The organism is Methanofollis formosanus (assembly GCF_019633745.1).
Classification (GTDB): domain Archaea; phylum Halobacteriota; class Methanomicrobia; order Methanomicrobiales; family Methanofollaceae; genus Methanofollis; species Methanofollis formosanus.
Genome location: NZ_CP037968.1, coordinates 2,020,439 through 2,046,280, shown reverse-complemented (window position 1 = coordinate 2,046,280; position 25,842 = coordinate 2,020,439). Strand labels below are relative to the sequence as shown.

Genomic DNA, 25,842 nt, shown 5'->3' with positions numbered 1-25,842 from the left:
CTCACCCAAAGATCTCCCGCGACCGCTCCAATGCCGCGACCGCCGGGAGTTTCTTGCCGGTCAGGAACTCGATACACGCGCCCCCCCCGGTGGATATATGGGTGAAGGCCGCTTCGAGCCCCATCTGCTCGATGACCGCCGCGGTATGACCGCCGCCGACCACCGAGAACGGCACCTTTGAAGAGGCCCGCAGGATCTCGAAGGTGCCGGCAGAGAAGGTCGGATCCTCGAAGACCCCCGCGGGGCCGTTGACGACGATCGTCCCTGAGGACGCGATCGCCTCGTTCACCGTCCGAAGCGCGTCGGCACCGATATCCATCACCGGCGCATCCTTCGGGATCGCCTCGATCGAATACTCGGCCCGCTCGCCGCCCTCGCGGACGGCCACCTGGTCGGGGAAGATGATCCGGTCACCGAACCGGTCAAGGAGGGCCTTCGCCCTGGCGACCTCGCCCGTGTACTTCAACTGGGCGATCAGGTCGGTCGACGGTGTCCCGATATCGTAGCCTGCCGCCGTGAGGAAGACATTGGCCACGACACCGATGACGATCACCTGGTCGGCGACGCCGTTCTCCAGGACATTCGCCGCCACCGCGACCGAGTCATCCACCTTCGTCCCGCCCAGGACAAACGTCACCGGCCGCGGCGCCCCCGTGAAGACGCGGGAGAGGTTCTTCACCTCGCGCTCCATCAGGAGCCCGCCGGCCGAACGCATCAGCATGGGCAGACCGACTACCGTCGGTTGTGAACGGTGGGCCGTCCCGAAAGCATCGTTGACGAAGACGTCGCCCATCGCCGCAAGACGGCGGACGATATGCGTCCCCTTCGCCGCCTCAGGCGCGAGCGTCAGGTTCTCCTCCGCGTTGAACCTGACATTCTCGAGCATCAGCACCTCGCCGGTCCGCAGGGACGCGACCGCCTCCCGCGCCGACCGGCCGAAGATATCGTCGACATACCCTACCGGCCGGCCCAGGAGATGGGCGAGCTTCTCGGCATGCCCCTCCAGAGTGGAGAAATCCTTCTTGCCCGGCCGACTCTGGTGAGTCAGAATAACGACGCGACTCTCCTCAAGCTCCTTGATCGTCGGGAGATGCTCGCGGAACCGCTTGTCATCCAGGATCTGGTTCGAAGCCGGGTCAATAGGGGAGTTGAGGTCCAGACGGAGAAGGACCGTCTTCCCCTCAGGCGCCAGCTCGCTGATCGTCCCAATCGACGACATAACTCCTCTTCAGTTATGCAGCGGCCTCGGCCGCAGCCTCGGCCTCGGCCTTGGCTGCCGCCTTTGCCTTGATCTTCTTGAGACGGAAGAGTTCTTCACGCTCCATCTCATCGAGCCGCATCTTGATGAACGCAGCGGCTTCCTTCAGCTCAGGGATCACCTTGAATTCAAGGGCGTTGACACGCCGCTTGGTGTGGTCGATCTCGTCCAGCAGGCGCTTCATCGTCGTCTCGATCTCGGCACTCTCGATGATCGCCTCGACAAGTTCCTCGTAGGCCTCGGCCGTCTCGTCGATGACCGACTGGCTGCCGAGCACACCGTAGCCGCGCTCGAGCAGGTTCTTCCTGACCTTCGTTGCCTCGATCTCAGGGACGACGACGCCCATGATGTTCTTGGACTTGAGGGTGATCTCGGGGTTCTCCTTGACGGAGAAAGCCGCAGCCTTTACCCCGATCGTCCCTTCGACCGTGTTTGCAAGGGCGATCATCTCCTGGGCGTGCTGGTACTTGCGCAGCATCTCGCCCCGGGTGTCCTTCGCCTCTTTCAGCACCTTGAAGAACTCAAGGATCAGCCCGTCGCGCTTCATCTTGAGGATGTTGTAGCCGCGCTCGGAGAGCTTGATCTTGCGTTTGATATCGATCAGCTCTGACCTCGTCGGCTTGACATCTCTGAGCGCCATCGGACTTACACCTCAGCCTTTGCGCCCTTCCGATAGAGCGGATGGTATTTCTTGATCAGGTCGCGGTCGATCCTGACCAGCTGCTCGACCGGCAGCGTGGCCAGCAGTTCCCAGCCCACGTCGAGCGTCCTCTCGATCGAACGGTCTTCGTCGATCCCCTGACGGACGAACTGGTCCTCGAAGAGATCGGCGAACTCCAGGAACCCACGGTCACGCTCGGAGAGTGCGTCCTTCCCGACGATGGCCACCAGGCCGCGGAGATCCTTGCCTTCCGCATACCCGGCGTACAACTGGTCGGAGACCTTCTTGTGGTCGTCCCTCGTGTGTCCCTCACCGATACCCAGGTTCATCAACCTGGACAGCGACGGCAGGACATTGATCGGCGGGTAGATACCCTTCCGGTGCAGTTCACGGGAAACCACGATCTGACCCTCGGTGATGTACCCGGTCAGGTCGGGGATCGGGTGGGTGATATCGTCGCCAGGCATGGTCAGGATCGGGATCTGCGTGACCGAACCCTTCTTGCCCTTGACGATACCCGCACGCTCGTAGATGCAGGCCAGATCGGTGTACATGTACCCCGGATACCCACGTCGGCCGGGCACCTCTTCACGGGCCGCACCGATCTGACGGAGCGCTTCACAGTAGTTGGTCATATCGGTGAGAATGACCAGCACGTGGTAGCCCAGTTCGTAGCCGAGATATTCGGCCGTCGTCAGGGCCAGACGCGGGGTGATGATACGCTCGACCGCCGGATCGTCGGCGAGGTTCAGGAAGACGACCGCCCGCTCCAGCGCACCGGTGCGCTCGAAGTCGGCCATGAAGTAGTTCGCCTCTTCCTTCGTGATACCCATCGCCGCAAAGACCACCGCAAACTCCTCGGTGGAGCCCGGCACCTTCGCCTGACGGGCGATCTGGAGAGCGATATCGTTGTGCGGCAGACCTGCACCCGAGAAGATCGGGAGCTTCTGACCACGGACCAGGGTGTTGGTCCCGTCGATGGTCGAGATACCGGTCTGGATGAAATCGGCCGGGGACGCACGGGCGTATGGGTTGATCGCAGCGCCCTGGATGTCGAGCCTGTCCTCAGGCACGATCTCGGGGCCGCCGTCGATCGGCTTCCCGCCACCGGAGAGGATCCGGCCGAGCATCTCCTTTGCAACCGGCATCTTGATCGTCTCGCCCAGGAACCTGATCCCGGCGTCGCGACCGATACCCGCGGTCGTCTCGAAACACTGGACGACCACGAGGTCGTCGGAGGTGTCGAGCACCTGACCGCGCTTGATGGTGCCGTCCGCGAGGACGATGTTCACGAGCTCGTTGTAGCCGACCGGCTCGGTCTTCTCGACAAAGACGAGCGGACCGGCGATCTGCTTGACTGTCTTGTACTCTTTCATGCCATCCCCGCCTTCAGTCCGGCAAATTCGTCCTTCATCGCCTTCAGGATCCGCTCAAGTTCAGGCTTGTAGTCGGCCGTGAACTTGATCTGCGGCAGGTCGTTCTTGGCCTTGATCGCCAGGATCTGGGCCGGCATGACGCCCGCAGCATGGGCTGCAGACGAGAGGTCGGCGTAGGCACGGATCGCCCTGAGGATGTCGAGCTGCTTCTCGAGCGAACAGTAGGTGTCCACATCGTCGAAAGCGTTCTGCTGCAGGAAGATCTCACGGAGCATACGGGCGACCTCGATGGTGATCTGCTCTTCCTCGGGAAGGGCGTCTGAACCGACGAGCTGCACGATCTCCTGGAGTTCCGACTCCTTCTGGAGCACACCCATCGCCCAGCCACGGAGCTGGTTCCACTCGGGCGAGACGTTCTTGTCGTACCACTCATTGAGGGTGTCAAGATACAGGGAGTACGAGTTGAGCCAGTTGATGGCCGGGAAGTGCCTGCGCTGCGAGAGCTTGGCATCGAGTGCCCAGAAAACCTTGACGATACGGAGGGTGTTCTGCGTAACCGGCTCGGAGAAGTCACCGCCAGGCGGCGAAACCGCACCGATAACCGAGACCGACCCTTCCTTCTCGTTGAGGGTGGTCACACGACCGGCACGCTCATAGAACTCGGAGAGCCTGGCTGCCAGGTACGCGGGGTACCCCTCTTCACCGGGCATCTCTTCGAGACGGGAGGAGATCTCACGCATGGCCTCTGCCCACCGGGAGGTGGAGTCGGCCATCAGGGAGACATCGTAGCCCTGGTCACGGAAATACTCGGCGATGGTGATACCGGTGTACACGGACGCTTCACGGGCGGCCACCGGCATGTTCGAGGTGTTCGCAATCAGGATGGTCCGCTCCATCAGCGGCCTGCCCGACTTCGGGTCCTCGAGTTCTGGGAACTCGGTCAGCACCTCGGTCATCTCGTTGCCGCGCTCGCCGCAACCGATGTAAACGACGATCTCGGCGTCGGACCACTTGGCGAGCTGCTGCTGGGTGACCGTCTTGCCTGAGCCGAACGGCCCCGGAATGGCAGCGGTACCGCCCTTGGCGATCGGGAAGAGCCCGTCGAGAATCCTCTGCCCGGTGATGAGCGGGATGTCGGGGTTCATCTTCTCGGTCACCGGCCGCGGCACACGGACCGGCCACTTCTGCATCAACTGGATCTCGGTCCCGTCTTCGAGGACACAGACGGTCTCCTCGACGGTGAACGAGCCGCCCTTGATCTCCTTGACCACGCTGCCCTTCTGGTTGGGCGGGACCATGATCTTGTGGAGGATCGACTCGGTCTCCTGGACCGTTCCGATGATCGTCCCGGGTTCGACGCGGTCGCCGGCCTTCACGACAGGGACAAACTCCCACTTCGTCGCGCGGTCGAGACCGGGCGCAGTCACACCACGCTCGATGAAACTGCCCATCTTGTTCATGAGCACCTCGAGCGGTCTCTGGATACCGTCGTAGATGCTCCTCAGCAGACCCGGGCCAAGTTCGACCGCGAGCGGCATACCGGTGTTTACCACCGGTTCGCCGGGCCGAATACCGTCGGTGGCCTCATAGACCTGGATGATGATGTTCTCACCCGCGATCTTGATGACCTCGCCCATCAGTTCCTCGTGGCCGACCTTGACCACGTCGAACATGTGAGCGTTGAAGCCGACGGCCGTAACGACCGGACCTGCAATCCTCTTCAGCACTCCTGTCGAAGTGCCTGTGTTCGATTCAGCTTTTACTTCCACAGATCAACACCGACCGATCTCTTTATTCTCTCCCGCATGGAGAGGCCTCCCTCTTCCTCGCCGATCGCGATGACTGTCGGCTTCACGGACTCTTCAAGTTGAGTCCGGAGCCGCAGGGGGAGCCTGTTCATATCGCTGCTGTCCAGCACCAGGATGCCGACCGACGGGTCGTCAATCACATGCTGGACCGTGGTCTTCAGGGCCTCGTCACCCTCGGCGACGAGCGTCTTCTGAATGCCCGCAAGACGGAACCCGATGACAAACTCGCTGTTTCCAACGACTGCGATCTCAACCATCTTACATCACCAGGTACCCTTCGATACGTTCATTCGGCAGACCGTACTCCTTTCCGCGTGCAATGGCGCGGAGATTGACCACCTCGTACCGCTTCTTCTCAAGGTAGGCAAGGATCGGAAGGACCGAGAAGGGATACCGCTTGGAGAGCCGCTCCATCCGTTTGAGTTGGTAGTTCGTCAACAGCACCTCGACCTCGTGGATCGAGCGCTGCTGGCGCAGTTCCTCGAAGACCGCGGCCAGTTCAGGGTCTCTGGTCTTCTTCTTCGCCGCCTCGATCAACTCGTCCATGCTCTCGATGGTGCTCATCCTGAGCAGTTCGTCGACCGTGAAGGCCTTACCGCCGGGGATGAGCAGAGCCTTGACCGCTTCCCCGCCGGCGTGCTGCCCGCGGAAACGGAAGAGGTTCATGATGTTCCTGGTGTCGATCTCGGTCTGGATGTAGCCCAGGAACTCATGCCCGCCTGCAACCCCGGCCTTGGCGTCGGAGATCATCTGCAGGTACAGGTTCTTGTACAGCTCGTTCTCGAGCGTGGCAAACGAACCGGTCTCCAGCGCATCGTGGATGCCTGCAGCAAGCACCGGGCCGAGCCGTCGGCCCTTGACCGCCTCGACGATCCGCTCGGGAGAGTCCTCCGCAAGCAGCCGGTCGAGGATGTTTCGGTCGAGTTCGCCTGCCGGGACAAGCACCTCTTTGATCTTGCCGGGTTTGACCCCCTGGGCCTTGCCGCGCAGGATGGTCAGGACATTCTGGATATCCCAGTGGCGCAGGTATCCCTGCACGAACTTCATCACCCCGGAGGGCGTGATCTTCAGGACTTCCTGATACTCCTTCGCAAGGTTCCAGGAGAGCGCCACCTCGATGAGGTTGACCCCGGAGAACGAGGGCGACAGTTCGTCGATCTCTTTTTTGTACTCCGTTTCCCCGATGGAGCGGGTGATCTCGGGCAGGCTCATGTTGAGCATCCGCAGGTACTCTTCCCGCGGGATCAACTTTGCTTTGCGCACACGCATGCGCGTGGAGACGTAAATGTATGGGGCCGGACCCCCTACGTCAACCATGCAGAGTCCTCCTCAGGGGAAAAGGATATCAGACGCATCCTTGAGCCCTGACTCCCATACCGTCTCCATGAATGTACGGTAGCTGTAGTCGACCTTCATCCTGCCATCGGCACTCTCAACTACGACCCCGCCTTCGATCTCGACGGGGTTTCCAAGCGAGAACCCGGAGAGGTCCGCGTTCTCGGCAAGGATCTCCTTGACAATGGAGACATCACGGGCGTTGCAGTAGACCGTACCGCCCCCGATATCGGCAGCAGCCAGCGGGAGGAGGTAACGGAGAGCCTGCGCATGGAAATCGGCAGGCTGGTCGGTGATCCGCGCGAGGGTGGAGGCGTGGACACGCGCCAGCGTGTCCTTCTCCGCATTGAGGGTCTCGCGCTTGACGGCCAGGTTCGCGGCCGAGACTTCCTGGTTGACGATGCGGGTGACTTCCCGCTGAACGTCATCTTCAGCCGCTTGCTTGATCGCCGCCACTTTCTCCTGCGCCTCTTCGAGGATGCTCGTGACCTCGGCCGCAGTCTGGGCCTGGATCTCGGCTGCCTCTTTCCGCCCTTTTTCCTTGATATCTCCAACGACAGCTTCCAATCCCATCGTTCACTCCGTGTTCACTTCGTGTTTAGAAGAGCAGCAGCAGAGCAACGACAAGACCGAAGATGACGATTGTCTCAGGAATAACGGTGAAGAGCAGTGCAAGACCGAACATGTCCTTGTTCTCGGCGGTCGCGCCGACGGCGGCGGCACCGATACCAAGTTCACCAAGACCGGTACCCACACCGGCCAGACCGACGGCGAGACCTGCGCCGACTGCCTTCAGTCCCATCTGCGATGCTTCAACCATTTCAAGAGTCATAACTGGATCTGCCATAGTTCTTATTCCTCCGTAAATTTCCTTCTCATGCCGAAAGGCATGTACTTCTTCCCTCCACCATTGTAGAACTTGGTGAAGAACTCAACATAGTGCAACCTGATCGAGTTCAGGCCGCCGCCCAGAAGACCGAGTGCCGTGTTGAGCACGTGGCCGAGGAGCAGGACGACAAGACCAATCAGGACGATAACAACACCCACGACGGTGAGTGATTCGAGCTGCGGGTTGATGATCAGGTCGAGCGCGATGTAGTTGGTGACCATCGCGATCGCGACCGAGGAGAGACCAACCGCAACCAGACGGGTGTACGACAGGACATGACTGACGATCGTCGGAACCTCCATCAGTTCGAGCGGAGATTCCTGACCGATCAGGGCCATGCCGAGCAGAACAAGGACGGCACCGAAGATGCCTGCCGTGTTCAGGCCCATCGCTACCGGCGGGAAACCGGTGAGGTCCACCATCAGGGGGATGGGGAAAATGGACCAGATTGCAACGATGATACCCCACATCGTAAAGAGCCAGCCGAACTGCCCAAGGATCTCCTTGGTGGCGTGGGGGCTCTGGTGCATGGCACTCCTGATGTTTCTCACATGGAGCAGACGCCCCAGCGTGATGTGCAGGATACCAATCCAGACCGAGATAATCAGCAGTTCAGCCACCATCGGGTGATGGATGGCGTTCGCGCCGATGTTCAGGTGCCTGGAATAGATGATCGAATGCCAGGGGAGCGAAAATCCAAAGAATTCGCTGAAGAGTACACCAAAGATACAACTCATGATCGAGGAGTTTCTCAGGGTGTCCAGGAGCTGCTTGCCCCCCTCTCCTTTGAAGAACTTCCGCAGTCCAAAGGACATGGCAAGAAGAACAAGACCGTAGCCGAGATCGCCCAGGATAAAACCGAAGAAAATCGGGAAGACGATCGAGACGAGCAGCGTCGGGTCGAACTCGTCGTAGCGCGGACGAGCGTAAACGTCAATTAAGAGTTCGGTCGGGTGCGAGAACTTCGGGTTGTTGTACTCAACCGGGACGTCCCTGGAATCGTCCCCGACCTCGAGCTCAGTGACATAGACTTTCCCGCCGGTTACATGGGTGAGGGACGCGATGATACCCTCGACCTTCTCGGACGGAACCCAGCCTTCTGCCACAAAGGCGTCCTCCGTTGTTGCAAACCGCAGCGGGGCCTCCGCCTGCTCCACGACGGCCGTGAAGTATTCGTCGTATGCAACAAGGACTTCGCCGTATTCATTCTTCTTTTCCTCAAGGGTCCTCTCGATCTTCTCAATCTGTTCGTTGAGTTGAGTGATCTTCCCTTTGGCATCGTAGATGAGATCCTTGACCGGACCTGAGCCTTCGGGGATGGGGACCGACTGGAAGTGTGCTTCGAGCAGGGCGCGGTCAGCAGCCTCTGCCTCTGATGCAGGGACAAAGATGACAATGAAGTTCTGTCGGCCTTTGCCGCCGGGAACAAAGTGTTTCTCGTGTGAGGCCGGGATCTCGACGTCGGATTCGACGTAGCCTGCAAAAACGGTGACGTTCTCGTAGCCGTGATACAGGTCCATATCGAGGGGGACAGGTGCAAAGGGTTCGAGTGCGGTGACCCGCGCCTCAAGGGCCTTCGCCTGTGCCTCGAGATTTGACCGTTGTGCAGTGAGATCCTCGACGTCCTCGACGAGGGCGGCAAGGATGCGGTCGACGCCTGCCTTCAGTTCAGAAGATGCCTGTCTTCTTGTGGCGTCTTCTGAATCCGGAGAGATACCGAAGGTGTTCTCGAGCGACCGGATCTTGATCAGCTCGGAGGATGCGCTGCTTGCTTGACCGAGCGGCACCCCAATTTTGAACCCTTCGTAGGCCTCGTCTTCCTTCTCGACAAAATCTTCGATGTGAAAAGCATGCTGATGATACAACTCACGGACGATCGTATCCATCTGGTCCTTGGACCCTGCGATCAGGATACGGCTCATCCGCTTAGGCTGAAACATGCAGCTGCTCCTTAAAACGCGAGACGAGGAACTCGACCGCCTTGTCGAGATTGTCAAGGCTGTTCGCTTTGATCTTCGCCGCTTTCTGTTCGCCGTCCTTCAGGATTTCGGCACGTTTTTTTGCGGCAACAGTCTCGGCTTCAGCGAGCCTCGTCTTCTTGTAGGCCTCTGCATCGGCGGTGGCGTTCTCGATGAGACGTTCTGCCTCCACCCTGGCATCCGCAACTTTCTGTTTGTTTTCAGCGTGTGCGGTGCTGACCATAGACTTATACTCTTCTTCTGCCTGCTTGATGCTCTTTAAAACCTCACTCTTCATCCAACCCTCCTCTCACGGCCTACACATATTTGATGAAAATTACCTTTATATTTGTTGTTATTCTTCGACCAGGGCACGATCAACACATATATACGAGATCGTGCACGTCGGAGGGAGAGCATCGAGCGTGACAGTACCGACCCCTCCTCGCAGGGTGAGGCCGGCGAGTTCGGCCGAACCGCAAATGAGGTGCTGGTCGGGATGCGTGCCGCGCGCGATCTCGCAGGAGAGGGTGACCGTGGGGGCGGCCGAGACGACCATTGGTATCCGCCGGGAACCGGGATGGCCGCGGGGCAGGGCGACGACCGGGAAGTGGTGGTCGCGGACCAGGAGGAGGATCATCGCAGCGGCACGCAGCGACCCGCCTTCAGGGGCCGAGACGCAGACGAGGTCGCCGGGGTGCAGGCCTTCGCAGTACTCGTCGTCTTTCGTCTCGATACAGAGCGCGAAACGCTCGTGGACCTCCCCGACAAGGAGAAAAGAAGATGGGCCCCTGACGAGGAGGAGGTCGTCCGCCCCCACGGGGCAGATCATGCTTCCTCGACGTCCTCCGATTGACAGGAGGGGCAGACCGGATGTTTCCCGACGGCCTTGAAGCGTTCCCCGCATTCCTTGCACCGGTAGGCCCGGCCTTTCACCCGCTCATCGATCTCGAGATCGGTGCCTCCACCAACTGAACACATAATTGGACTCTAGGGAAATGCAGGATATAAGGATTGTGGGGAGAGGAGAAAAGAAGGCTTCTGAAAACTCTGCTGAAAAGGTTCTCATTTCGACTGTGTAGAATTCGGCATGAGGCGAGAGGATATCTCAAACATAGGGGATAAAAGTGTCTCGTCGTTTTATCTCCCATATTAAGACAGGAGAATCGGTGGAGCCCTCAATCCTTCGCCGCACCCGCCCCATCTTCTCGCGAGACGGCAGGAACGATCGTGCGATTGGGGGGCGGCATGGTCTGATCACCACATCTTCACCCCCGGCATGACCCCGAGGATATGAGTGGGACGGGAGAGGGCCAATCGTTTTTCAGCGGGATCATACCAATCTTCGTCGCCGCCCCCGCCCTATCCTCGTCGTGGGCGGTCCGGGGGGTCTCCCCCCGGAGCAAGATGACGGAGAATATTCTGCGAGGAGAACGGCACAACGATGGAACAGGGCGAGAGGAGAAGCACCCTCAGACCAGAAACGCGAAGACCGCCAGCGCTACAGCAAGCATCACCGCTGCGTGTTTCACCCCGGCCTTCACCGAACCCTCCCCCATCTTCCCGGCGACAAGGCCGGAGAAAAAGGCCTGAACGAGAGAGATGTGGAAGAGAAGATACTCGAAGGTGGAAACAAGGGCGGCAGAGCCCACGCCGGAGAGGATATCCCCCTGCATCGCAGACGGGGCCGAGATATCTCCCAGGACCGGGAGGAACCTCGTCGAGATGATGACGACGACGAAGAGGAAGACGGCGTAGGCAAGGTAGATGACGATGATGTACAGGAACATCCCGGCCTTGCGCTCCTCCGCGAGGGTATGGGACATCCGTGCGTCCTTCGCGGCGATGGCGAGCACCTCCGAGATCTCCCCGCTCATCCGGGACGCAGCGGTGATGAGGCTGACCGACCTGGAGATCGCCGGCGTCCGCACCCGCCGTTCGAACCTGACCAGCGCGTCCTCGACGTTCGCCCCCCAGGAGATGTCGCGGCTGATCCGCCTGATCTCGTACGAGAGAAGACCGAGGTTTGTCCTGACCATGATCTCAATCGCCTGGGCGATGGTCAGGCCGACCTGGTTGATCCCGGCCATCCTGGCAAGAAAGTCCGGGACCGCCGCCTCGATCCCCCGCACCTTCCGCACCCACGCCTCATAGCAGAGGGCATACGGGACAAGGAGAAGGAGCGCGGCGAGGGCGAGGTGGTCGTCGACAAGGACGATCACCGTCTCAGCAGGGAGGCTGGCCGGCAGGGTGACGAAGACGACAAGGAGGTAGGCGGCCGCCGCCGGTCCGGTGATCAGGAAGATGAGGCGGGGTTCGAGAACGAAGGTCCTGAGCGGGTTTTTGAGGAAGGCCTTCAGGCGGCGGTACCGGTCGTACCTGGCCAGACGGGCGACCTTCTCCTTCTCGTCACCCCTGTCAACCTTCGGCACCGCGCTGAACGTCTCGAGCACCCTCACGGAGGTATAGCGTTCGGGCACCTCCTCTTTCATCGAGACCAGGTCGAGGAAGAGAAGAATGATCGTCGACCCGATCGGGAGGAGCAGATAAGCGAGGATCGAGAGTTCGGTGACTGCCGCACCCCCGATCAGTCCGGTCACCACCATTACGATGACCAGAAAGAGCGGGCCGGCGACAAAGAGCGTCACATATGCCTCGCCGATGAGTTCGAGCCTTGAAAGAAATTTCTTCTGCTCAAAGCCCGCCTCATCCTGGAAGATCCGTACCCGGCCCGAGAGAAAGCCCGAGAGGTTCCCACCGCTCTCGATCACCGAGATGAAGTCCTCGAGAAACTCCCTGAGTTTCCCGGACGGCGTGGTGACGGCAAGGTTGCGGAGGGCGGTGACGACGTCCGCACCGAAGTAGTCGGCGTCCCTGACCACCCGTCTGAACTCCAGGGCACTCTCACCATAGACTCCTGCATTCATCGAGAGCGACCTGAAGGTCTCCATCAACTCGGCCCCGCCCCGGCGCATCGCATAGAGATACGAGACGGCATTGTGAAGGGAGAAATCGATCTTCGTCGCCCGGTTCTTCATCTCAATCTCCGGGTAGCGGAGGACAAAGGCGTACGAACCGTAACCTGCGGCCAGACCGAGGAGGAGAGAGAAGAGCGGGCGGAGGAAGGGGAGAAGCGGGCCGACTTCAGGTACGGGAAGGGGGAGAGGGAGAGCGTCACCCGCCCCCCGCGGGAGCGTGAAAGCCCCTGCAAAGACGTATCCGGCGATTGCGGCGAAGAGCGCGGCACCGAGGGCGATCAGAACGGCGCAGCTCACATACCGCTCGACAGTCATCCCGAACCTGGCCGAGACGAGCGCCCGCCCGAGGTTCCCGTACTTTACCTCGTCGCGAGCGATCACCCGCCGGACAAACGCCCGGTATCTCCCGGTCCCCGTCCCGCCGTTCATGGGAGCAGTCCTGAAAGGTCGTCGAGGTGTCCGGTCACCTGCTCGCGGTCGATCGCGAAGGCGTGAAGGATTTGCGAGACCGCCCGGGATTCGGCGATCCCGGCGGCCGCCAGCGCCTCAAGCACGCTGACCCGCACCCTGATCTCCTCTTCCAGCCGATCGCGGGTCCAGCCGCGGGCTTCCATGATCCTGGCATACACCAGCGACCGCCCGGTATAGCGCATCCTGTCCTGGACAGGGTCGTACTCGAAGACGGTGTTCACCTGGAGATTCCCGGTGCCGGGGTCGACCGCGGCGATCTCCACGATCTCCTGGCAGCGCCGCACCCGTTCGGTCCCCCGGTGAATGAGCGCCTGGAGACTGGCGATGTCGAGGGCCTGGATGGTGCTGCGCGGGACTTCGAGAGGTTCGTTCTCGAGCCGGTGAATCGCGGCGTCGATCGAACCGGCGTGGAGGGTCGAGAAGGTGGTGTGCCCGGTGTTCATCGCCTGGAAGAGGGTCTGGGCCTCCCGCCCGCGCACCTCGCCGACCAGAATGTACTCGGGCCGCTGACGCATCGCCGCCTTCAGGAGATCGAACATCGAGATCCCTGACCCTTCCTCTCCTGCGACCGTGTCCCTCGTCACTGAGGCGACCCAGTTCTCGTGGTACAGCGTGATCTCCCTGGTGTCCTCGATGGAGACGACCTTGGCAAGCGGGGGGATGAAGTGGGAGACGGCGTTGAGCGAGGTGGTCTTGCCCGACGCCGTGCCCCCGATGAAGAGGAGGCTCTTGTTGTTCTCGATCGCCAGCCAGAAGTAGGAAAGTTCTTCGGCCGAGAAGGTGCCGAGCGCGAGGAGTTCGACCGGGGTGAAGGGCTCGGGCCTGAACTTCCTGATCGTAAACGAAGTGCCCCGCGCCGAGACCTCGCGCCCGAAGGTGAGCTGCAGCCTGGAGCCCTCGGGGAGGGTGGCGTCCACCACCGGAGAACCGATCGAGACGTGTTTGCCAGAACGTTGCGCAAGCGCAATGGCAAGGGAGTCGAGTTCGTTCTCGGAGAAGACGAGGTTGGTCCTGATGTTTCGGTACCGCCGATGGTACAGGAAGAGCGGCACGCCGGTGCCGTCACAGGAGATGTCCTCGATCTCCTCGTCCTTCATCAGTCCGTCGATCCTGGACCACCCCAGGAACGTGCGGAGGAGGTAGTACTCGATCCGCCATCTCGTCTCCGGACCGGGGTCCAGACCATACTCCTGCAGGAGGTCGTCGGTCCGGCGCAGAAGCACCTGACGACGGTCCGCCTCTCTGAGATCCTCGTCTGAGAGAACCAGGACGTCTCTCAGGTCCTCATGGAGGCGTTCGAGGAGTTCGTGCTCGAAGGAAGTGAGCGGAGGTTCGAGGAGATGATACTCCGGCTGGCCGGTCCGGGTGTCTCTCAGGATGCAGACGAGCGACCGCCCTTCCTCCACCCAGTATCGGTCAAGGAGAGTATAATCGTTCGGTACGACCTCTTCGACCAGAGGGGGGTCGGTCTTCGGGTCATAGGGAGGAGGGACATCGGCTCCGTCTGACCTCTTGCCGAAAGGGAAGATACGCATGACTTTTTTCCTGTCAGGAGGATAGATCAGAACGGGTATTTATCTCTATTTATCCAGTCCACGGCTCCTCCTAAGGATTTATATTCCGTCGACCATAACGTTAGGATTACTGATGTGGAGACGGACAGACCTCAAGATACCGACCGGCATCCCGTCCCTCGACCCGGTACTGGAAGGCGGCGTCCCGCCCGGCTCTGTGGTCCTTCTTCTCGGCGATATCGGATCGGGAATGACCGACTTTATCAGGACATCGGCACTCTCTCTCGCGAAGGAGAAGATCAACAACGGGAACGGGAGCGGAACGGGTCTCGCCGGCGAGGTGGTGTATATCACAGTTACCAGGGTGAGGGAGGACATCCTCGGGGAGGTCGCCCTCTCGGTGAGCCCGGAGATGTATCCGGTCATCGAGGAGGGGGTCAGGTTCGAGGATCTCTCTGAGGTCTATTTCGACTCCAGCATCGTCCCGGTCGAGTGGTACTCGGAGGGCGCCGACCTCCTCGCCAGGATGCATCAGCGATCTCATCGCGACGATATTCTCTCCAGTCTCTCGGGACTCCTCTCAGGGGCCGCCCCTCAGAGCGTGATCATCGTCGACTCTCTCACCGAACTTGCCACCCAGGCCGACACTCCGGAACGCTGGCGAGCCTTCACCGGATTTCTCCGCGGCCTCCAGCGGGTCGCCAAGCGGTGGGGATCGGTGATCTATCTGCCCCTGGCACAGGGCGTCCTCTCCAGGCCGCACGAACTCGAGGTGATGGACTGCGCCGACGCGGTCATCCTCTTCAGATGGGAAGATTTGCAGGGGATGCGGCGGCAGCGGACGATGTATGTCCAGAAGTTCAGGGGCGTGATGCCTCATCTGGAGGAGCGGGATCTGGTCAAGTTCGCAGTGCGGATCACCCCGGGGAGTGGGTTCGAGGTCTCCAATATCAGGGTGGTCATATGACCGACGACGCCCCGCGGGTGCAGTTCGGGATCGACGGCCTCGACCGGATGCTCGGCGGCGGACTGATCCGGCAGAGTATCTGCTCAATCATCGGGACGTACGGCACCGGGAAGACGACGTTTGCCCTTCACTTCGCTCACGAGGGTCTGAAAAACGGGGAGACAGTCATCTATCTCTCCCTCGACGAGCGCGAGGAGATGCTTTACCGGCACATGGAGCAGAAAGGATGGGACGTCGAGGAGTTCAAGAACACCTCGCTCTTTGTGATCAAACTCGACCCCACCGACTTCACCCTCTCGATCAATCACCTCAAAAACGAACTCCCCCAGTTGATCCGGGAGGTCGGTGCCGACCGGGTGATCATCGATCCCATCTCGCTCTTCGAAGGACTCTTCCCGGACGAGGCGACACGGCGAAAGGAACTCTTCAGGTTTGTCGAGATCATGCGGGACGAGGCGTGCACTCTCCTTCTCACCTCGGAGACCAGAGAAAACGGATCATACTCGAGTAAATACGCTCTCGCCGAGTACATGGCCGACACCGTCATCCTTCTCAGGTACGTCAGGTCAGGCGAACTCGACGAGGTCCACCCGGCCGTCGAGGTCGCAAAGATGCGGCGTTCCGACCATTCGAGGGGCATCAAGCCGTACGAAATTCTCAGGGACCGGGTGCAGGTCTATTTTGAGGCGAATGTTTTCTGAATGTGTGGAGAGAGAAGGCAGGCCGCGAGAATTTTTGATGTTTTGGCTCTGTAGAATCACACATGAGTTGAGAGCACACCTCAAGCATACGGGATGAAAATTCCTGTGGGTCTCCGGGGGGCATGGATCCTTTCTTTCCCCTGGAGCCTGACAACAGGCGTGAACACCACTTCATTGCCGCCCCCACCTATCTTCGTCGTGGGGGGTCCGGGGGGTGAAACCCCCCGGTGCGAGAGAGCAAGGAAACACGCTTTCTTCTCTCGGTGGCGGCACGGCTGATCAGTCCAGATACTTTTGGGATATGCTCCGGGTCTGATCGAGGTGTTGCGTTCGCTCGTTCCATGTCCGATTCAACAAATCCAAATAAAAAGAGAACCCGTTCAGACGGAAAGTCCCACCAGGTCGAGGACGACCAGGAGGACCACCCCCACCACGCCGCCAAGGGCGCAGATGATCACCGAGGCCCAAGTGATCGGGAGGTCGCCGCCGCCGATATAACTCATCAGATCGAAGAGGTTGATGAGATAGAGGACCACAAGCCCGACGATGGCGTTGATGATCAGCTTCACCCCCTCCCTGAAGAGGTAGTAGAGGAGAGCAGCGACGCCGACCATCAGGACGATCAATATGATAGACTCAATCATCTCATCTACCAATCAGACGCTGCCCACTTAACCTTACCGCCGGTAGAACGGCCCCGCCGATCGACCGCTCCTCTCTGCCGAGGGCGACGACCTCGCCGAGGAGGGTGAAGACGTTCCCGGCGTACATCGCTCCTTTCACCGGCGTGGTGAACTCACCACCCTCCACCCAGGAGGGGTTGGAGAGTTCGACCGAGAAGTCGCCGGTGAGGGGGTTGGCGGTGTGCGCCCCCACGACGTCGTGGACATAGACCGCCCGTTCGTCATCGACGGTGTCTCTGGGCCCGTCGATGACCAGGGTGTGAACCCCGATGGCCGGGGCGCCACCCGCTCCGCCGCGGACCGCCGACCCGGTGCTCTCCGCCCCGTACCGGTAGGCGGTCCTGAGGTCGTAGGCATAACTCCGCAGTTCGCCGTGGTCGAAGAAGGTGAGTTTGCGTGCCGGCATCCCCTCGGCATCAAAGCGCGTGCTCGATGTGCCGCGGTCAAGAGGATCGTCGTAGACCGAGATCTCCTCGCCGATACAGACCTCGCCGAGCTTCCCGGCAAGCCACGACCGCCCGGCATGGACGTTCCGACCCGAGAGGGCTGGTTCCAGCACATAGCCCAGGAGCTGCGCAAGGGCGACCGGGGAGAGGATCAGGTCGTAGTCGCCGGTCTCGATCTCCTCGCCGTCCGCACTGTGCTCGGCAAAGAAGGCCGCTTCCCGCCCGACCCTGACCGGGTCGATCTCGCCGGCAAAGCAGGAGGTGTCGAACTCGTATCCTGTCGACTGCTCGTGGATGCACTCCAGCGAGCACCCGGCACTCGTCCGCTCCTGCTCGTAGAGCACGCCTGCAGTGTTCGCGACCGTCACCTTCCCGCGGCTGACCGAGGCCCCGCCCCCGGTCACGGCGGCGTCGTGTTCTTTCGCCCCGTCGAGCATCCCTTCGAGCGTTTTCCGGCACCACTCCGGGTCGAGAGCAAGCGAGGCGTCGAAGATCGCCGGGGTGTCAGGGAGCGTTGCCGGTCCGGGCAAACCCTTCCATTCCTGCGGGTGGGCGAGGCGTGCACTCGCCAGGGCGGCGTCGAGACAGGCCCGCCACGCTTCCCTGCTGCTCGTCGCCGAGACCCCGATCCGGCCGTGATCGATGACCCGGATCCCGATCCCGAACGCCTCCGACCCGCCGGCATGCTCGACCCGGTTCTTCTTCAGGTCGGCGGAGACCGACTCGCTCTCCGCGACATAGACCTCCACCTCGTCCGCCCGCGTCCTGCCGTACGTCAGGATCTCTTCAATCAGTTCCATTGCCACCCACCATCGCATTTTCAAGGAGGACATGGGGCGACCCGTCGCTGACCGGGACGCTCTGCCCGCCCTTGCCGCAGTAGCCCTGGTGCATCTCGCGGTCGTTGCCGATGAGGGCGATCGCATGGAGCGTCCCCAGGATCTCGCCCGAGAGCGAGACGTCGCGCACCATCGCCCCGAGTTCGCCGTCCTCGATCAGGTAGCCGTACTCGGCATTGAACTGGAAGACCCCGCGGCCGGGATCGACCTGGCCGCCCCGGGACCCCTTGAGCAGGATCCCGTTCCGGCACTCGGCGACGACCTCGTCGTACGAGGCGTCCCCTTCCTGGATGAAGGTGTTGCTCATCCGCACCAGGGGCAGATCGCCAGCGCTGGCCCGTGCATGCCCTGCAACACCGTTGCCGACCGCCGCCAGGGTCTGGCGGGAGTGCATGAAGGCGTTCACCCGCCCGTCCTTGATCAGTTCGGTCCGCCCGACGGCGACCCCTTCGGCATCCACCGGTTCGAACCCGAACTCGGGGAGCGTGGGGTCGTCGACGATGGTGAGGCCGGCAGCGCCGATCTGTTCGCCGGTCCGCCCGGCCAGCACCGAGGAGCCCTCCTGCACCAGGTCGCCCTCGCTCGCATGCCCGATCGCCTCGTGGGCAAAGACGCCCGCGAGTTCGGGGTCGAGGACCGCCCGCATCCGTCCTCCTTTCGCCGCCTTTGCGTCGAGGAGGGCGGCGGCCGTACCGGCCGCCTTCGTCCCCATCTCCTGGCGATGCCTGAGGTTGAAGCCGAGGATGGTATACTCGCTCTCGCGGCCCATCTGCATCTCGCCCTCTCTGGCGGCGACCGCCGTCACCGAGAACCCGCAGCGAGGAATCTCGTACGAACACTCGGTCCCTGAGGAGTCGAAGAACCGCACCGCCTCGATCACCTCCGAATACCGGGCGCGGGTGTTCACGATCCCGGGCAGACGGGCGGCCGCCTCGATCCCGGCAAGCACCTCGGTCTTCTCTTCGAGGGAGACCTCCCGGGGATCTTCGGTAACGCCGGGCACCCCGAGCATTCGGCGGGGCACCGGAGCAAGGTCGACCTCCTCGCCGGTGAGAACAGCGAGGCGCAACCCCTTCTCAATGAGGGGTTCAAGGGAGGCCTCCGGGTCGAAGGCGTCCAGGGTCAGGACGCCCCAGCCCTTCGGGCCGAGCACCCTGACCACCGCGTGATCAAAATAGCTGGTGCCCGCCGACTCCACGATCCCGTTGTCGATATCGACATGCGTCGAGGAACCGTGGACGTGGCGGACGTCATAGTAGCGGACGTTCTCCATCGTCTCACGCCGCCGTCTGTCTGCTCCCGAGACCGGAAGAAGACTCGAACGCCTTCTTCACCGGCCTGGTCGCGAGTTTTTTCAGTTTGTCCAGGAAGAGCTCGCGGTTCTGCGGGACCAGTGCCTCCTCAAGCACCTCTTCGATATGGTCGACCGGGACGATCTCGACCATCTCGCGGTAACGGTCCTCGATGAGGACGTCGTCCGCATTCGACCGCGGGATGATCACCTTCTTGATCCCGGCCTTGGCTGCGGCCTCGATCTTGTAGGTGACCCCGCCAATGGGCAGGACGTCGCCGCGGACCGAGAGTGATCCGGTCATCGCCACGTCCTGCCTGACCGGGATCCCCTCAATGGCACTGATCACGGCGGTCGCCACCGAGATGGAGGCCGAGTCGCCCTCGACCCCGCCGTAGGTCCCGATGAACTGGACGTGGATGTCCATGTTCTTGATGTCCTTGCCGGTGAACTTCTTGAGGACCGCAGAGACGTTCTTGATGGATTCTTGAGCGATTTCTTTCAGTTGACCCGTCGCGATGACCGCACCGGTCGCCCCCTGTGTCGGGGTGACCTCGGCCATGATCGGGAGGACCGAACCCGAGTCCGAACCCATCACCGCAAGTCCGTTCACCCGACCGACCTCGGTGCCGGTGACGACGGTCAGGTCGTAGTCGCGGCTCCGCTGGATATACTCGTCGGAGATCTGCTGCTCGATGGAGCGTGCCGAACCCTTGGCCCTGAGCACATGCTCGGCCGTCGTCTTCTCGGCCCCGTCCTGCCTGGCGATGTCGCCTGCCACCCGGATCAGGCCGCCCATGTCACGGAGCTTCAGGGTGAGGTGGCCCTTCCGGTTGGACCTGCGCTGGGCCTCCCTGAGCACCTCTTCGATGGCAGACCGGTCGAAGTGCGGGATCTTCCCGTCGTTCTTGACCTCCTGGGCGATGAACCTGACAAACTTCTCCCGGTTCTCCGGGGTGTCGGGCATCGTGTCCTGCATATAGACTTCGTAGCCGTAGCCGCGGATCCTGGACCTGAGTGCCGGGTGCATCCCCTGCATCGCGTCCAGGTTGCCGGCCGCGATCATAATGAACCGGCAGGGCACGTCCTCGGTCCTGACCATCGCCCCGCTCGAGCGTTCGGACTGGCCGGTGATCGGGAACTGCCCCTCCTGCAGGGCGGTCAGGAGGTTCTGCTGCGAGTGCGGCGTGAGGGTGTTGATCTCATCAATGAAGAGGACACCGCCGTTCGCCTTGTGGATCGCCCCGGCCTCGACCCGGTCGTGGGAGGGGGTCTCCAGCCCGCCCGACTGGAAGGGGTCGTGGCGGACGTCGCCGAGAAGAGCGCCCGCATGCGAACCCGTGCCGTCGATGAAGGGGGCGGTGGCGTTCTCTTCGTTGGAGACCAGGAGCTTCGGGACCATCATCTCTTCACGCGGCCGCATGTACTGGAGGGCCATGAAGACGAAGGCCGATGCGATGATACCCATCAGCCACTGTCCGGTGATGAGGGAGTAACCCATGATGCCGAAGACCAGGAGCATCATCAAGGTGTTGCGCATCTGTTTGCGCTTTGCCGCCTCGGCCTTGTGGGCCGCCACGATCTGCTTGCCCCGGCCGGCGGCGACCGTCCTGATCACCGGGTTGTTGGAGTCCTCGAGGTTCGGATAGACGAGAACGTCCTTGAGCTCCTCTTTGGGGAGGAGTTCGGCCATCGCCTTGGCAAGCATCGACTTGCCGGTGCCCGGGTTGCCGAGCATCATCACGTGCCGGCGCTGGGTGGCCGCCTTCTTGATCACCTCCACCGCGTTCTCCTGGCCGATGACCTGGTCGATCAGCCTAGAAGGAACCTCGATCTCCGAGGAGTCGGAGATCCCTGAACCAAGGAGGAGATCCTCGTCCGCATTCTTCTCAAGGATGTCAGAAACAGTCTTTTCCATTATTGGTGCAACCTCATTGGGCAATGATACTTAAATACTATTTTCATGATAGTTTAAGTAGTTTCAGCTGGAGGAAATACCTGAAATGAAGGTCGTATGCACAGAACAATCCCAGATTCTCGCTGTCCGGATCGCCGACGAACTCGGGGTCCAGGTGGCCGACACTCGCTTCGCCCGCTTCCCTGACGGGGAGCTCTACCTGCAGGTCCTCGACCCTCTCGATGACGAGACCGTGATCGTCGGGAGCGTCACCGACAACGATGCGTTCATCCAGCTGATGCTCCTCGTCGACGCCTGTGAGACGACCACCAACACGCTGGTCATCCCGTACCTCGGGTACGCACGGCAGGACAAGAAGTTCAAGGACGGGGAGCCGGTGAGCGCCAGGGTGGCGGCACGGGCACTTTCCAGGGGAGTCACCGACGTGGTCACCGTCAACATCCATGAGCGGGACATCGCCCGGTACTTCGACTGTCCGGCCCATGACCTCTCTCTGGCCCAGGAGGTCGGGGAGTACCTCAAGACGAAAGGTTTTGAGAACCCGCTGATCCTCGCACCCGACGCGGGGGCGGCAGAGTTCGCGGCGGACGTGGCGGCGGCCGGCGGGTGGCAGACCGACTACCTCAAGAAGACCCGGCTCTCGGGCGAGGAGGTCAGGATGGAGCCCAAGACCTTTGATGTCGCGGGCAGGGTCGTCGTCATCGTCGACGACATCATCGCCACCGGCGGGACGCTGGCGACGGCGACGAAGATGCTCTATGAGCAGGGTGCGGCGGAGGTCCACGCGGCCTGCGTCCACGGCGTCTTCACCGGCGGGGCCTATGTCCATCTCCGCAGCGCCGGGGTGAAGAGCCTGGTCTGCTCCGACACCATCGAGCGGGGATGCTCGGAGGTCACGGCGGCCAGGTGTATTGCAGCAGCGCTCAGGAAATGTTAGAGATCGACGGCTCGATGGGGGAGGGCGGCGGCCAGGTGGTACGGACCGCCGTCGCCCTGGCGGCGCTGACCGGCACTCCGCTCAGGCTCACGCAGATCAGGGCCGGGCGGCCGAAGCCCGGGCTGGCGGCCCAGCACTGCACGGCGGTGCGGGCGGTTGCCCTCGCCTGCGGGGCGAAGATGCAGGGGTGCTCGATCGGGAGCACCGAAATGACATTTTTTCCTGGAGAGTTGCGGCGGGCCGAGGGCGAGATCGCGATCGGGACGGCCGGAAGCATCCCGCTCGTCCTGCAGGCCTGGCTTCCGGTGGCCCTGGCCGTGGGCGGGTCGATCACCCTCTCCGGCGGGACCGAGGTCCAGAAGAGCCCGACCATCGACTATTGTGCCAGGGTGCTCCTCCCGGTCCTGCAGGCCCACGGGGCCGGGGTCAGGATGGAGGTCCTCAACAGGGGCTACTTCCCGCGTGGCGGGGGCCGGGTCAGGGTCAGGGTGGAACCGTCCTCCCTGCGCCCGCTCGACCTCGGCAGGGTGCCTGATCATCGGGGGATTATCTCCTGCTCGCAGGGCCTCCCCGAGCATGTGGCCGAGCGGCAGGCGGCGGCCGCGGCCGCCCTGCTCCCCGACTACCCGGTCGAGATCGTGCGGACCGCCGGGCCCGGTACCGGCACCTCGGTGACGGCCTGGTGCGGCCCGAAGGGCGGGGTGGCCCTGGGCCGGCGGGGGTTGCCTGCCGAGAAGGTGGGAAGGGCGGCGGCACGAGATCTTCTCAATGCCCTCGAAGCGCCGGGGCAGGCGGATGTCCACCTGGCCGACCAGCTCCTCGTCTATCTGGCCCTGGCCGGCGGGCGGTACACCGCCCCGGCCCTCTCCAGCCATGCATCGACGGCCTGCGCACTCCTCGCCCGTTTCGGCCGGGAGGTCACGGTCTCGGGCACTTCGCCGGTGGTGTTCTCGACATGAAGGTCGTCCTGGACGCCACCGCCTTCTTCGTGGACCGCCCCTACGAGGGCGAGGTCTACACCTCCCCGCGGGTCGTGGCCGAACTCGTCGACCTCAGGGCCAAGTGCCGGTACGAGGCACTCCTGGCGGCGGGGCTGACCGTGACCGAACCCTCCCCCGAGGCATGGAAGGCCGCGGAGGCGGCGGCCGGGCTGAGCCGGGACATCGGCGTCCTCTCGCCGACCGACCTCGAGGTGCTGGCCCTGGCCCGCGACCTTGAAGGGGTGCTGTACACCGACGACTTCGCCGTCCAGAACGCAGCGATCACGTTGGGGGTCAAGACCAGACCGATCCAGCAGCGGCGGGCAAAGAAGGTGAAGTGGAAGTACCGGTGCGCCGGGTGCGGGCGGTATTACGACGAGCCCGGTGAGTGTCCGGTCTGCGGTGCCGAAGTGCGGCGGAAACGCCGGTGAGGCGCCGCGGCGCAGGTGGACCGGGTGACGGCCGACCTCCCGGCACCGGCATGCCGGAGTAGGGGTTCAACAGAGCCAGAAAATCCCCACTATTCTTAAAACTCCGGGACAGCGCTCTGATTTCGCAAACTGTTATATACCCGTCCGCAGACCAATCTGGTATGTCTTCCCTCGACGAACTGATCAGCAAGGCCCGGCTCCTCCTCTCCGAAGGGCATAGCCAGGAACAGATCGCAGACGAACTCTCCCTCTCGATGGAGACGGTGACCTGGCTGCTGACCCAGCAGCCCGGTGCCGAGGCACCAAAGGACGTGCATATCGACTGGACCGCGGTCTCGAGCGACGCCGAGATGATCGATCTGACGGCCAGGATGCTCATCCATCGGTATTTCGCCGCGGTCGAGAGTGGGGACGTCCTCATGGGGTCCGAGGAGGCCGAGTTCGACACTGTGGTAGGGATCTCGCTCTCCGGCGTCCCGCTGGCCACCCTCATCGCCGAAGAAACGAGCTCGCGCCTGGCCATCTACCACCCGGCCAAGCACAGTCCGGCCGAGAAGAAGATGGGTTCGGTCTCAGGGAGTTTCGCCGCAGTCGCTGGTCGTTCGTGCGTCATCGTCGACGACGTGATCACCACCGGGAGAACCCTCCACGAGGTCGTCGACTATCTGCGGTCCCACGGGGCGCGGCCGGTGGCGATCTGGGTGCTCTTCGACAAGCGGGACGTCAGGGCCGTCGAGGGAGTCCCGGTCTTCCCGCTCTGCAAGATCTCAAGGATCGACTGAATCTCTTTTTTTTTTCGGCCGGGTTGATTCGGGCATGAACTCCTATTTCAAGCATACTGGATGAGGTCATCCCAAAACTTTCTGGCTCTTGTGGATGACCGGGAGAAGTTCCTGAAGCACGGCATCGTTCAAGAGCGTGCTGCCGTCCCCCCCTATCTCCGCCGTGGGGGGTCCGGGGGGCACAGTCCCCCCCGCAGAGAGAGTTATCCAGAGCATTTCTACGAAGCCGAGAACAGATCATTCAGAGGGGGTTTCACCACCCCTAAACCTCTCTTCTCCTCAGCGCCGTCACCAAGCCGTGACACCGGCAGGCCGTCCCGACGACGATGCGCTCCTCTTCCCGGGCACGGGCGAGGAGGACCGCGGCGTCATCTCCCCGCAGACCGCCGACGCCGGGACCGAGTTGCACGCTCTCCAGGACCAAGGCCGTCGGGAGGGCGTCGCTGAGAAGAGCATGGAGGGGGCGGGGGCGGCGTTCCCCGGTTGCCGGGCAGAGCAGCGGCGCCGGGCAGGCAGGGAGGCATGTGCCCTCGCGGTTATACGAGAGGACGAGCGTCCCCTCCGAGGAGGAGAGGAGGAGGTCGGAGGGAAGCGCCGCGGCGGCCTCACCGGCGCCTCGTTCCCAGGGGACAAAGCCGGAGGCACGCGAGAGGAGGGCGGCGAGAAGATGGAAGGGAACAGTGGGGACGAGATAGTCGGGGGTGTGGGCGGTGAAGAGGTCGAGGGCCGCGGCCACCCCGCCCCGCACAAAGGAGACCTTCCCGTCGGTTCCATCGGTGAGGAGAGAGCGTGCAGCCAGGCAGAGTGAGTCCTGGTCGACGACCACGCACCGCCATCCTTCCCTGAGGAGATACCGGGTGCAGGCGGCCCCATAGGTCCCGCCGCCGATGACGAGGGCGGTCTTATGCAAGTTCCATCACCCCGCTCACCTTCGGCGGCACCGTCCTGGTGGCCGTGGCGGGGGCCCCTCCCGGCGGGGCGAACGAGAGAGTGAAAGTCTCGCCGGGGGCGAGGGAGCGGCCCGGTGTGGCCAGGAGTACGAACGCTTCGCCTGGTTCGAGGAGGTCGTCGTCGTCGACGTTGTTGAAAGGCGGGACGTTGGTACGCTCGGCAATCTTCCAGGCGGGTGGAACGGGGGCTTCACGCGTGAGCGACCATTTCTCGGCCTTCGTGGCAAACCCGACGACCGCCTGCTTCATGTCCACGGCGCCCATGTCGCCGGGGAAAAGGCGGACCGAGAAGGAGACCGAACCCATCCTGCCGGGATCGGCAGGGTCGACACGACCGTAGAGATCGTCGATGATGACGGCATGACCGGTAAGGTCCATTGCGGACATTACCATCCCGGCGGGGGCGTCGTTCGCGCCTGTGCCGGTCTCGGCATGGATGATGACCGCGATGCTCAGGAGAAGGATGGCAGCGAGAACCCCTACCTCCAGTCTGGTGAGGGCGGCGGCGGGGTCGTGGTCTATCTGCATACCTGAGGATTGCCTTTCGAGAGGTTTGACCTTTGCTTTTTGGTCTGAAGACCGTGGGCAGGGCCGCCAGACCCCGGTTTTTTGGCGGAGAGGAGAGAAGACAGACCCGTCACCGAACCGCATATATAGAAGTTCTAATCC

26 protein-coding genes are annotated in these 25,842 nt (G+C 62.3%); 6 read left to right on the top strand and 20 right to left on the bottom strand.

Annotated features, from left to right (window positions below; all coding sequences use genetic code 11):
- Position 1: 1 nt before the first annotated feature.
- The 14 genes from E2N92_RS09370 to E2N92_RS09305 all read right to left on the bottom strand — a co-directional run bounded on the left by E2N92_RS09370 (position 2) and on the right by E2N92_RS09305 (position 14,269).
- A complete protein-coding gene (locus tag E2N92_RS09370) occupies positions 2-1,219 on the bottom strand; it encodes a phosphoglycerate kinase (RefSeq protein WP_220680922.1) in 1,218 nt (405 codons plus the stop codon).
- Positions 1,220-1,232: 13 nt separating this feature from the next.
- Positions 1,233-1,898 carry a V-type ATP synthase subunit D gene (locus E2N92_RS09365; protein ID WP_220680921.1) on the bottom strand — a complete coding sequence of 222 codons (666 nt, stop codon included), beginning with the start codon at positions 1,896-1,898 and terminating at the stop codon, positions 1,233-1,235.
- A 5-nt stretch (positions 1,899-1,903) separates the two neighbouring features.
- Positions 1,904-3,295, bottom strand: coding sequence for an ATP synthase subunit B (locus E2N92_RS09360; RefSeq protein WP_220680920.1), 1,392 nt, complete (start codon positions 3,293-3,295; stop codon positions 1,904-1,906).
- Positions 3,292-5,064, bottom strand: coding sequence for an ATP synthase subunit A (locus tag E2N92_RS09355; RefSeq protein ID WP_246589161.1), 1,773 nt, complete (start codon positions 5,062-5,064; stop codon positions 3,292-3,294). Before E2N92_RS09355 ends, E2N92_RS09360 begins: the two co-directional genes overlap by 4 nt.
- Positions 5,055-5,360, bottom strand: a complete 306-nt coding sequence (locus tag E2N92_RS09350) for a V-type ATP synthase subunit F (protein WP_220680919.1) — start codon at positions 5,358-5,360, stop codon at positions 5,055-5,057. Before E2N92_RS09350 ends, E2N92_RS09355 begins: the two co-directional genes overlap by 10 nt.
- A gap of 1 nt (position 5,361) precedes the next feature.
- The gene (locus tag E2N92_RS09345) at positions 5,362-6,420 is read right to left on the bottom strand and encodes a V-type ATP synthase subunit C (protein ID WP_220680918.1); all 1,059 of its coding nucleotides are present in this window, start codon (positions 6,418-6,420) and stop codon (positions 5,362-5,364) included.
- 12 nt (positions 6,421-6,432) lie between these two features.
- Positions 6,433-7,011, bottom strand: coding sequence for a V-type ATP synthase subunit E family protein (locus tag E2N92_RS09340; protein ID WP_220680917.1), 579 nt, complete (start codon positions 7,009-7,011; stop codon positions 6,433-6,435).
- Positions 7,012-7,036: 25 nt separating this feature from the next.
- Positions 7,037-7,285 (bottom strand): ATPase, encoded by a 249-nt coding sequence (locus tag E2N92_RS09335; protein ID WP_220680916.1) that lies wholly within the window; start codon positions 7,283-7,285, stop codon positions 7,037-7,039.
- A gap of 5 nt (positions 7,286-7,290) precedes the next feature.
- Positions 7,291-9,267: a V-type ATP synthase subunit I gene (locus E2N92_RS09330; protein WP_220680915.1), complete on the bottom strand. Its 1,977-nt coding sequence runs from the start codon at positions 9,265-9,267 to the stop codon at positions 7,291-7,293.
- The gene (locus E2N92_RS09325; RefSeq protein ID WP_220680914.1) at positions 9,254-9,583 is read right to left on the bottom strand and encodes an ATPase; all 330 of its coding nucleotides are present in this window, start codon (positions 9,581-9,583) and stop codon (positions 9,254-9,256) included. The genes E2N92_RS09330 and E2N92_RS09325 overlap by 14 nt, the downstream gene beginning before the upstream one ends.
- Positions 9,584-9,640: 57 nt before the next feature.
- Entirely contained in the window at positions 9,641-10,117 is a 477-nt protein-coding gene (locus tag E2N92_RS09320; protein ID WP_220680913.1) for an alpha/beta hydrolase, read from the bottom strand.
- Positions 10,114-10,266 (bottom strand): hydrogenase maturation nickel metallochaperone HypA, encoded by a 153-nt coding sequence (locus tag E2N92_RS09315; protein WP_220680912.1) that lies wholly within the window; start codon positions 10,264-10,266, stop codon positions 10,114-10,116. Before E2N92_RS09315 ends, E2N92_RS09320 begins: the two co-directional genes overlap by 4 nt.
- Before the next feature lie 491 nt (positions 10,267-10,757).
- Complete coding sequence (locus E2N92_RS09310; protein WP_220680911.1) at positions 10,758-12,692, bottom strand: type II secretion system F family protein; 1,935 nt, start codon at positions 12,690-12,692, stop codon at positions 10,758-10,760.
- Positions 12,689-14,269, bottom strand: a complete 1,581-nt coding sequence (locus E2N92_RS09305) for a type II/IV secretion system ATPase subunit (protein WP_220680910.1) — start codon at positions 14,267-14,269, stop codon at positions 12,689-12,691. The genes E2N92_RS09310 and E2N92_RS09305 overlap by 4 nt, the downstream gene beginning before the upstream one ends.
- Positions 14,270-14,381: 112 nt before the next feature.
- On the opposite strand from E2N92_RS09305, the gene E2N92_RS09300 reads away from it, so the two are divergent.
- Positions 14,382-15,215: an RAD55 family ATPase gene (locus E2N92_RS09300; RefSeq protein WP_220680909.1), complete on the top strand. Its 834-nt coding sequence runs from the start codon at positions 14,382-14,384 to the stop codon at positions 15,213-15,215.
- The gene (locus E2N92_RS09295) at positions 15,212-15,916 is read left to right on the top strand and encodes a KaiC domain-containing protein (protein ID WP_220680908.1); all 705 of its coding nucleotides are present in this window, start codon (positions 15,212-15,214) and stop codon (positions 15,914-15,916) included. Before E2N92_RS09300 ends, E2N92_RS09295 begins: the two co-directional genes overlap by 4 nt.
- A gap of 380 nt (positions 15,917-16,296) precedes the next feature.
- On the opposite strand, the gene E2N92_RS09290 is transcribed toward E2N92_RS09295, so the two are convergent.
- The 4 genes from E2N92_RS09290 to lonB are packed head-to-tail and all read right to left on the bottom strand — an operon-like array spanning position 16,297 to position 21,093.
- A complete protein-coding gene (locus E2N92_RS09290) occupies positions 16,297-16,560 on the bottom strand; it encodes a pro-sigmaK processing inhibitor BofA family protein (RefSeq protein ID WP_220680907.1) in 264 nt (87 codons plus the stop codon).
- A 1-nt stretch (position 16,561) separates the two neighbouring features.
- The gene (locus tag E2N92_RS09285; protein ID WP_246589159.1) at positions 16,562-17,845 is read right to left on the bottom strand and encodes a TldD/PmbA family protein; all 1,284 of its coding nucleotides are present in this window, start codon (positions 17,843-17,845) and stop codon (positions 16,562-16,564) included.
- Complete coding sequence (locus tag E2N92_RS09280; RefSeq protein WP_220680906.1) at positions 17,832-19,157, bottom strand: TldD/PmbA family protein; 1,326 nt, start codon at positions 19,155-19,157, stop codon at positions 17,832-17,834. Before E2N92_RS09280 ends, E2N92_RS09285 begins: the two co-directional genes overlap by 14 nt.
- Positions 19,158-19,161: 4 nt before the next feature.
- Positions 19,162-21,093: an ATP-dependent protease LonB gene (lonB, locus tag E2N92_RS09275; protein ID WP_220680905.1), complete on the bottom strand. Its 1,932-nt coding sequence runs from the start codon at positions 21,091-21,093 to the stop codon at positions 19,162-19,164.
- Positions 21,094-21,178: 85 nt separating this feature from the next.
- Between lonB and E2N92_RS09270 the strand changes: the two genes are divergently transcribed.
- From E2N92_RS09270 to E2N92_RS09255, 4 genes are all read left to right on the top strand, one after another.
- Positions 21,179-22,030, top strand: a complete 852-nt coding sequence (locus E2N92_RS09270) for a ribose-phosphate diphosphokinase (protein WP_220680904.1) — start codon at positions 21,179-21,181, stop codon at positions 22,028-22,030.
- Complete coding sequence (rtcA, locus tag E2N92_RS09265; RefSeq protein ID WP_220680903.1) at positions 22,024-22,989, top strand: RNA 3'-terminal phosphate cyclase; 966 nt, start codon at positions 22,024-22,026, stop codon at positions 22,987-22,989. The genes E2N92_RS09270 and rtcA overlap by 7 nt, the downstream gene beginning before the upstream one ends.
- Complete coding sequence (locus tag E2N92_RS09260; protein ID WP_220680902.1) at positions 22,986-23,441, top strand: NOB1 family endonuclease; 456 nt, start codon at positions 22,986-22,988, stop codon at positions 23,439-23,441. The genes rtcA and E2N92_RS09260 overlap by 4 nt, the downstream gene beginning before the upstream one ends.
- Before the next feature lie 161 nt (positions 23,442-23,602).
- Positions 23,603-24,223 carry an orotate phosphoribosyltransferase-like protein gene (locus E2N92_RS09255; protein ID WP_220680901.1) on the top strand — a complete coding sequence of 207 codons (621 nt, stop codon included), beginning with the start codon at positions 23,603-23,605 and terminating at the stop codon, positions 24,221-24,223.
- A gap of 262 nt (positions 24,224-24,485) precedes the next feature.
- Here E2N92_RS09255 and E2N92_RS09250 read toward each other — a convergent pair whose 3' ends face one another.
- On the bottom strand, positions 24,486-25,133 hold the full coding sequence (locus E2N92_RS09250; protein WP_220680900.1) for a hypothetical protein: 648 nt from the start codon (positions 25,131-25,133) through the stop codon (positions 24,486-24,488).
- Entirely contained in the window at positions 25,126-25,701 is a 576-nt protein-coding gene (locus tag E2N92_RS09245; protein ID WP_220680899.1) for a flagellin, read from the bottom strand. Before E2N92_RS09245 ends, E2N92_RS09250 begins: the two co-directional genes overlap by 8 nt.
- Between the last annotated feature and the right edge of the window lie 141 nt (positions 25,702-25,842).

Coding starts and splice junctions, on each gene's coding strand:
- E2N92_RS09370 (WP_220680922.1), bottom strand. CDS start 1,219: ATGTCGTCGATTGGGACGATCAGCGAGCTGGCGCCTGAGGGGAAGACG.
- E2N92_RS09365 (WP_220680921.1), bottom strand. CDS start 1,898: ATGGCGCTCAGAGATGTCAAGCCGACGAGGTCAGAGCTGATCGATATC.
- E2N92_RS09360 (WP_220680920.1), bottom strand. CDS start 3,295: ATGAAAGAGTACAAGACAGTCAAGCAGATCGCCGGTCCGCTCGTCTTT.
- E2N92_RS09350 (WP_220680919.1), bottom strand. CDS start 5,360: ATGGTTGAGATCGCAGTCGTTGGAAACAGCGAGTTTGTCATCGGGTTC.
- E2N92_RS09345 (WP_220680918.1), bottom strand. CDS start 6,420: ATGGTTGACGTAGGGGGTCCGGCCCCATACATTTACGTCTCCACGCGC.
- E2N92_RS09340 (WP_220680917.1), bottom strand. CDS start 7,011: ATGGGATTGGAAGCTGTCGTTGGAGATATCAAGGAAAAAGGGCGGAAA.
- E2N92_RS09335 (WP_220680916.1), bottom strand. CDS start 7,285: ATGGCAGATCCAGTTATGACTCTTGAAATGGTTGAAGCATCGCAGATG.
- E2N92_RS09330 (WP_220680915.1), bottom strand. CDS start 9,267: ATGTTTCAGCCTAAGCGGATGAGCCGTATCCTGATCGCAGGGTCCAAG.
- E2N92_RS09325 (WP_220680914.1), bottom strand. CDS start 9,583: ATGAAGAGTGAGGTTTTAAAGAGCATCAAGCAGGCAGAAGAAGAGTAT.
- E2N92_RS09320 (WP_220680913.1), bottom strand. CDS start 10,117: ATGATCTGCCCCGTGGGGGCGGACGACCTCCTCCTCGTCAGGGGCCCA.
- E2N92_RS09315 (WP_220680912.1), bottom strand. CDS start 10,266: ATGTGTTCAGTTGGTGGAGGCACCGATCTCGAGATCGATGAGCGGGTG.
- E2N92_RS09310 (WP_220680911.1), bottom strand. CDS start 12,692: ATGAACGGCGGGACGGGGACCGGGAGATACCGGGCGTTTGTCCGGCGG.
- E2N92_RS09305 (WP_220680910.1), bottom strand. CDS start 14,269: ATGCGTATCTTCCCTTTCGGCAAGAGGTCAGACGGAGCCGATGTCCCT.
- E2N92_RS09300 (WP_220680909.1), top strand. CDS start 14,382: ATGTGGAGACGGACAGACCTCAAGATACCGACCGGCATCCCGTCCCTC.
- E2N92_RS09295 (WP_220680908.1), top strand. CDS start 15,212: ATGACCGACGACGCCCCGCGGGTGCAGTTCGGGATCGACGGCCTCGAC.
- E2N92_RS09290 (WP_220680907.1), bottom strand. CDS start 16,560: ATGATTGAGTCTATCATATTGATCGTCCTGATGGTCGGCGTCGCTGCT.
- E2N92_RS09285 (WP_246589159.1), bottom strand. CDS start 17,845: ATGGAACTGATTGAAGAGATCCTGACGTACGGCAGGACGCGGGCGGAC.
- E2N92_RS09280 (WP_220680906.1), bottom strand. CDS start 19,157: ATGGAGAACGTCCGCTACTATGACGTCCGCCACGTCCACGGTTCCTCG.
- lonB (WP_220680905.1), bottom strand. CDS start 21,093: ATGGAAAAGACTGTTTCTGACATCCTTGAGAAGAATGCGGACGAGGAT.
- E2N92_RS09270 (WP_220680904.1), top strand. CDS start 21,179: ATGAAGGTCGTATGCACAGAACAATCCCAGATTCTCGCTGTCCGGATC.
- rtcA (WP_220680903.1), top strand. CDS start 22,024: ATGTTAGAGATCGACGGCTCGATGGGGGAGGGCGGCGGCCAGGTGGTA.
- E2N92_RS09260 (WP_220680902.1), top strand. CDS start 22,986: ATGAAGGTCGTCCTGGACGCCACCGCCTTCTTCGTGGACCGCCCCTAC.
- E2N92_RS09255 (WP_220680901.1), top strand. CDS start 23,603: ATGTCTTCCCTCGACGAACTGATCAGCAAGGCCCGGCTCCTCCTCTCC.
- E2N92_RS09245 (WP_220680899.1), bottom strand. CDS start 25,701: ATGCAGATAGACCACGACCCCGCCGCCGCCCTCACCAGACTGGAGGTA.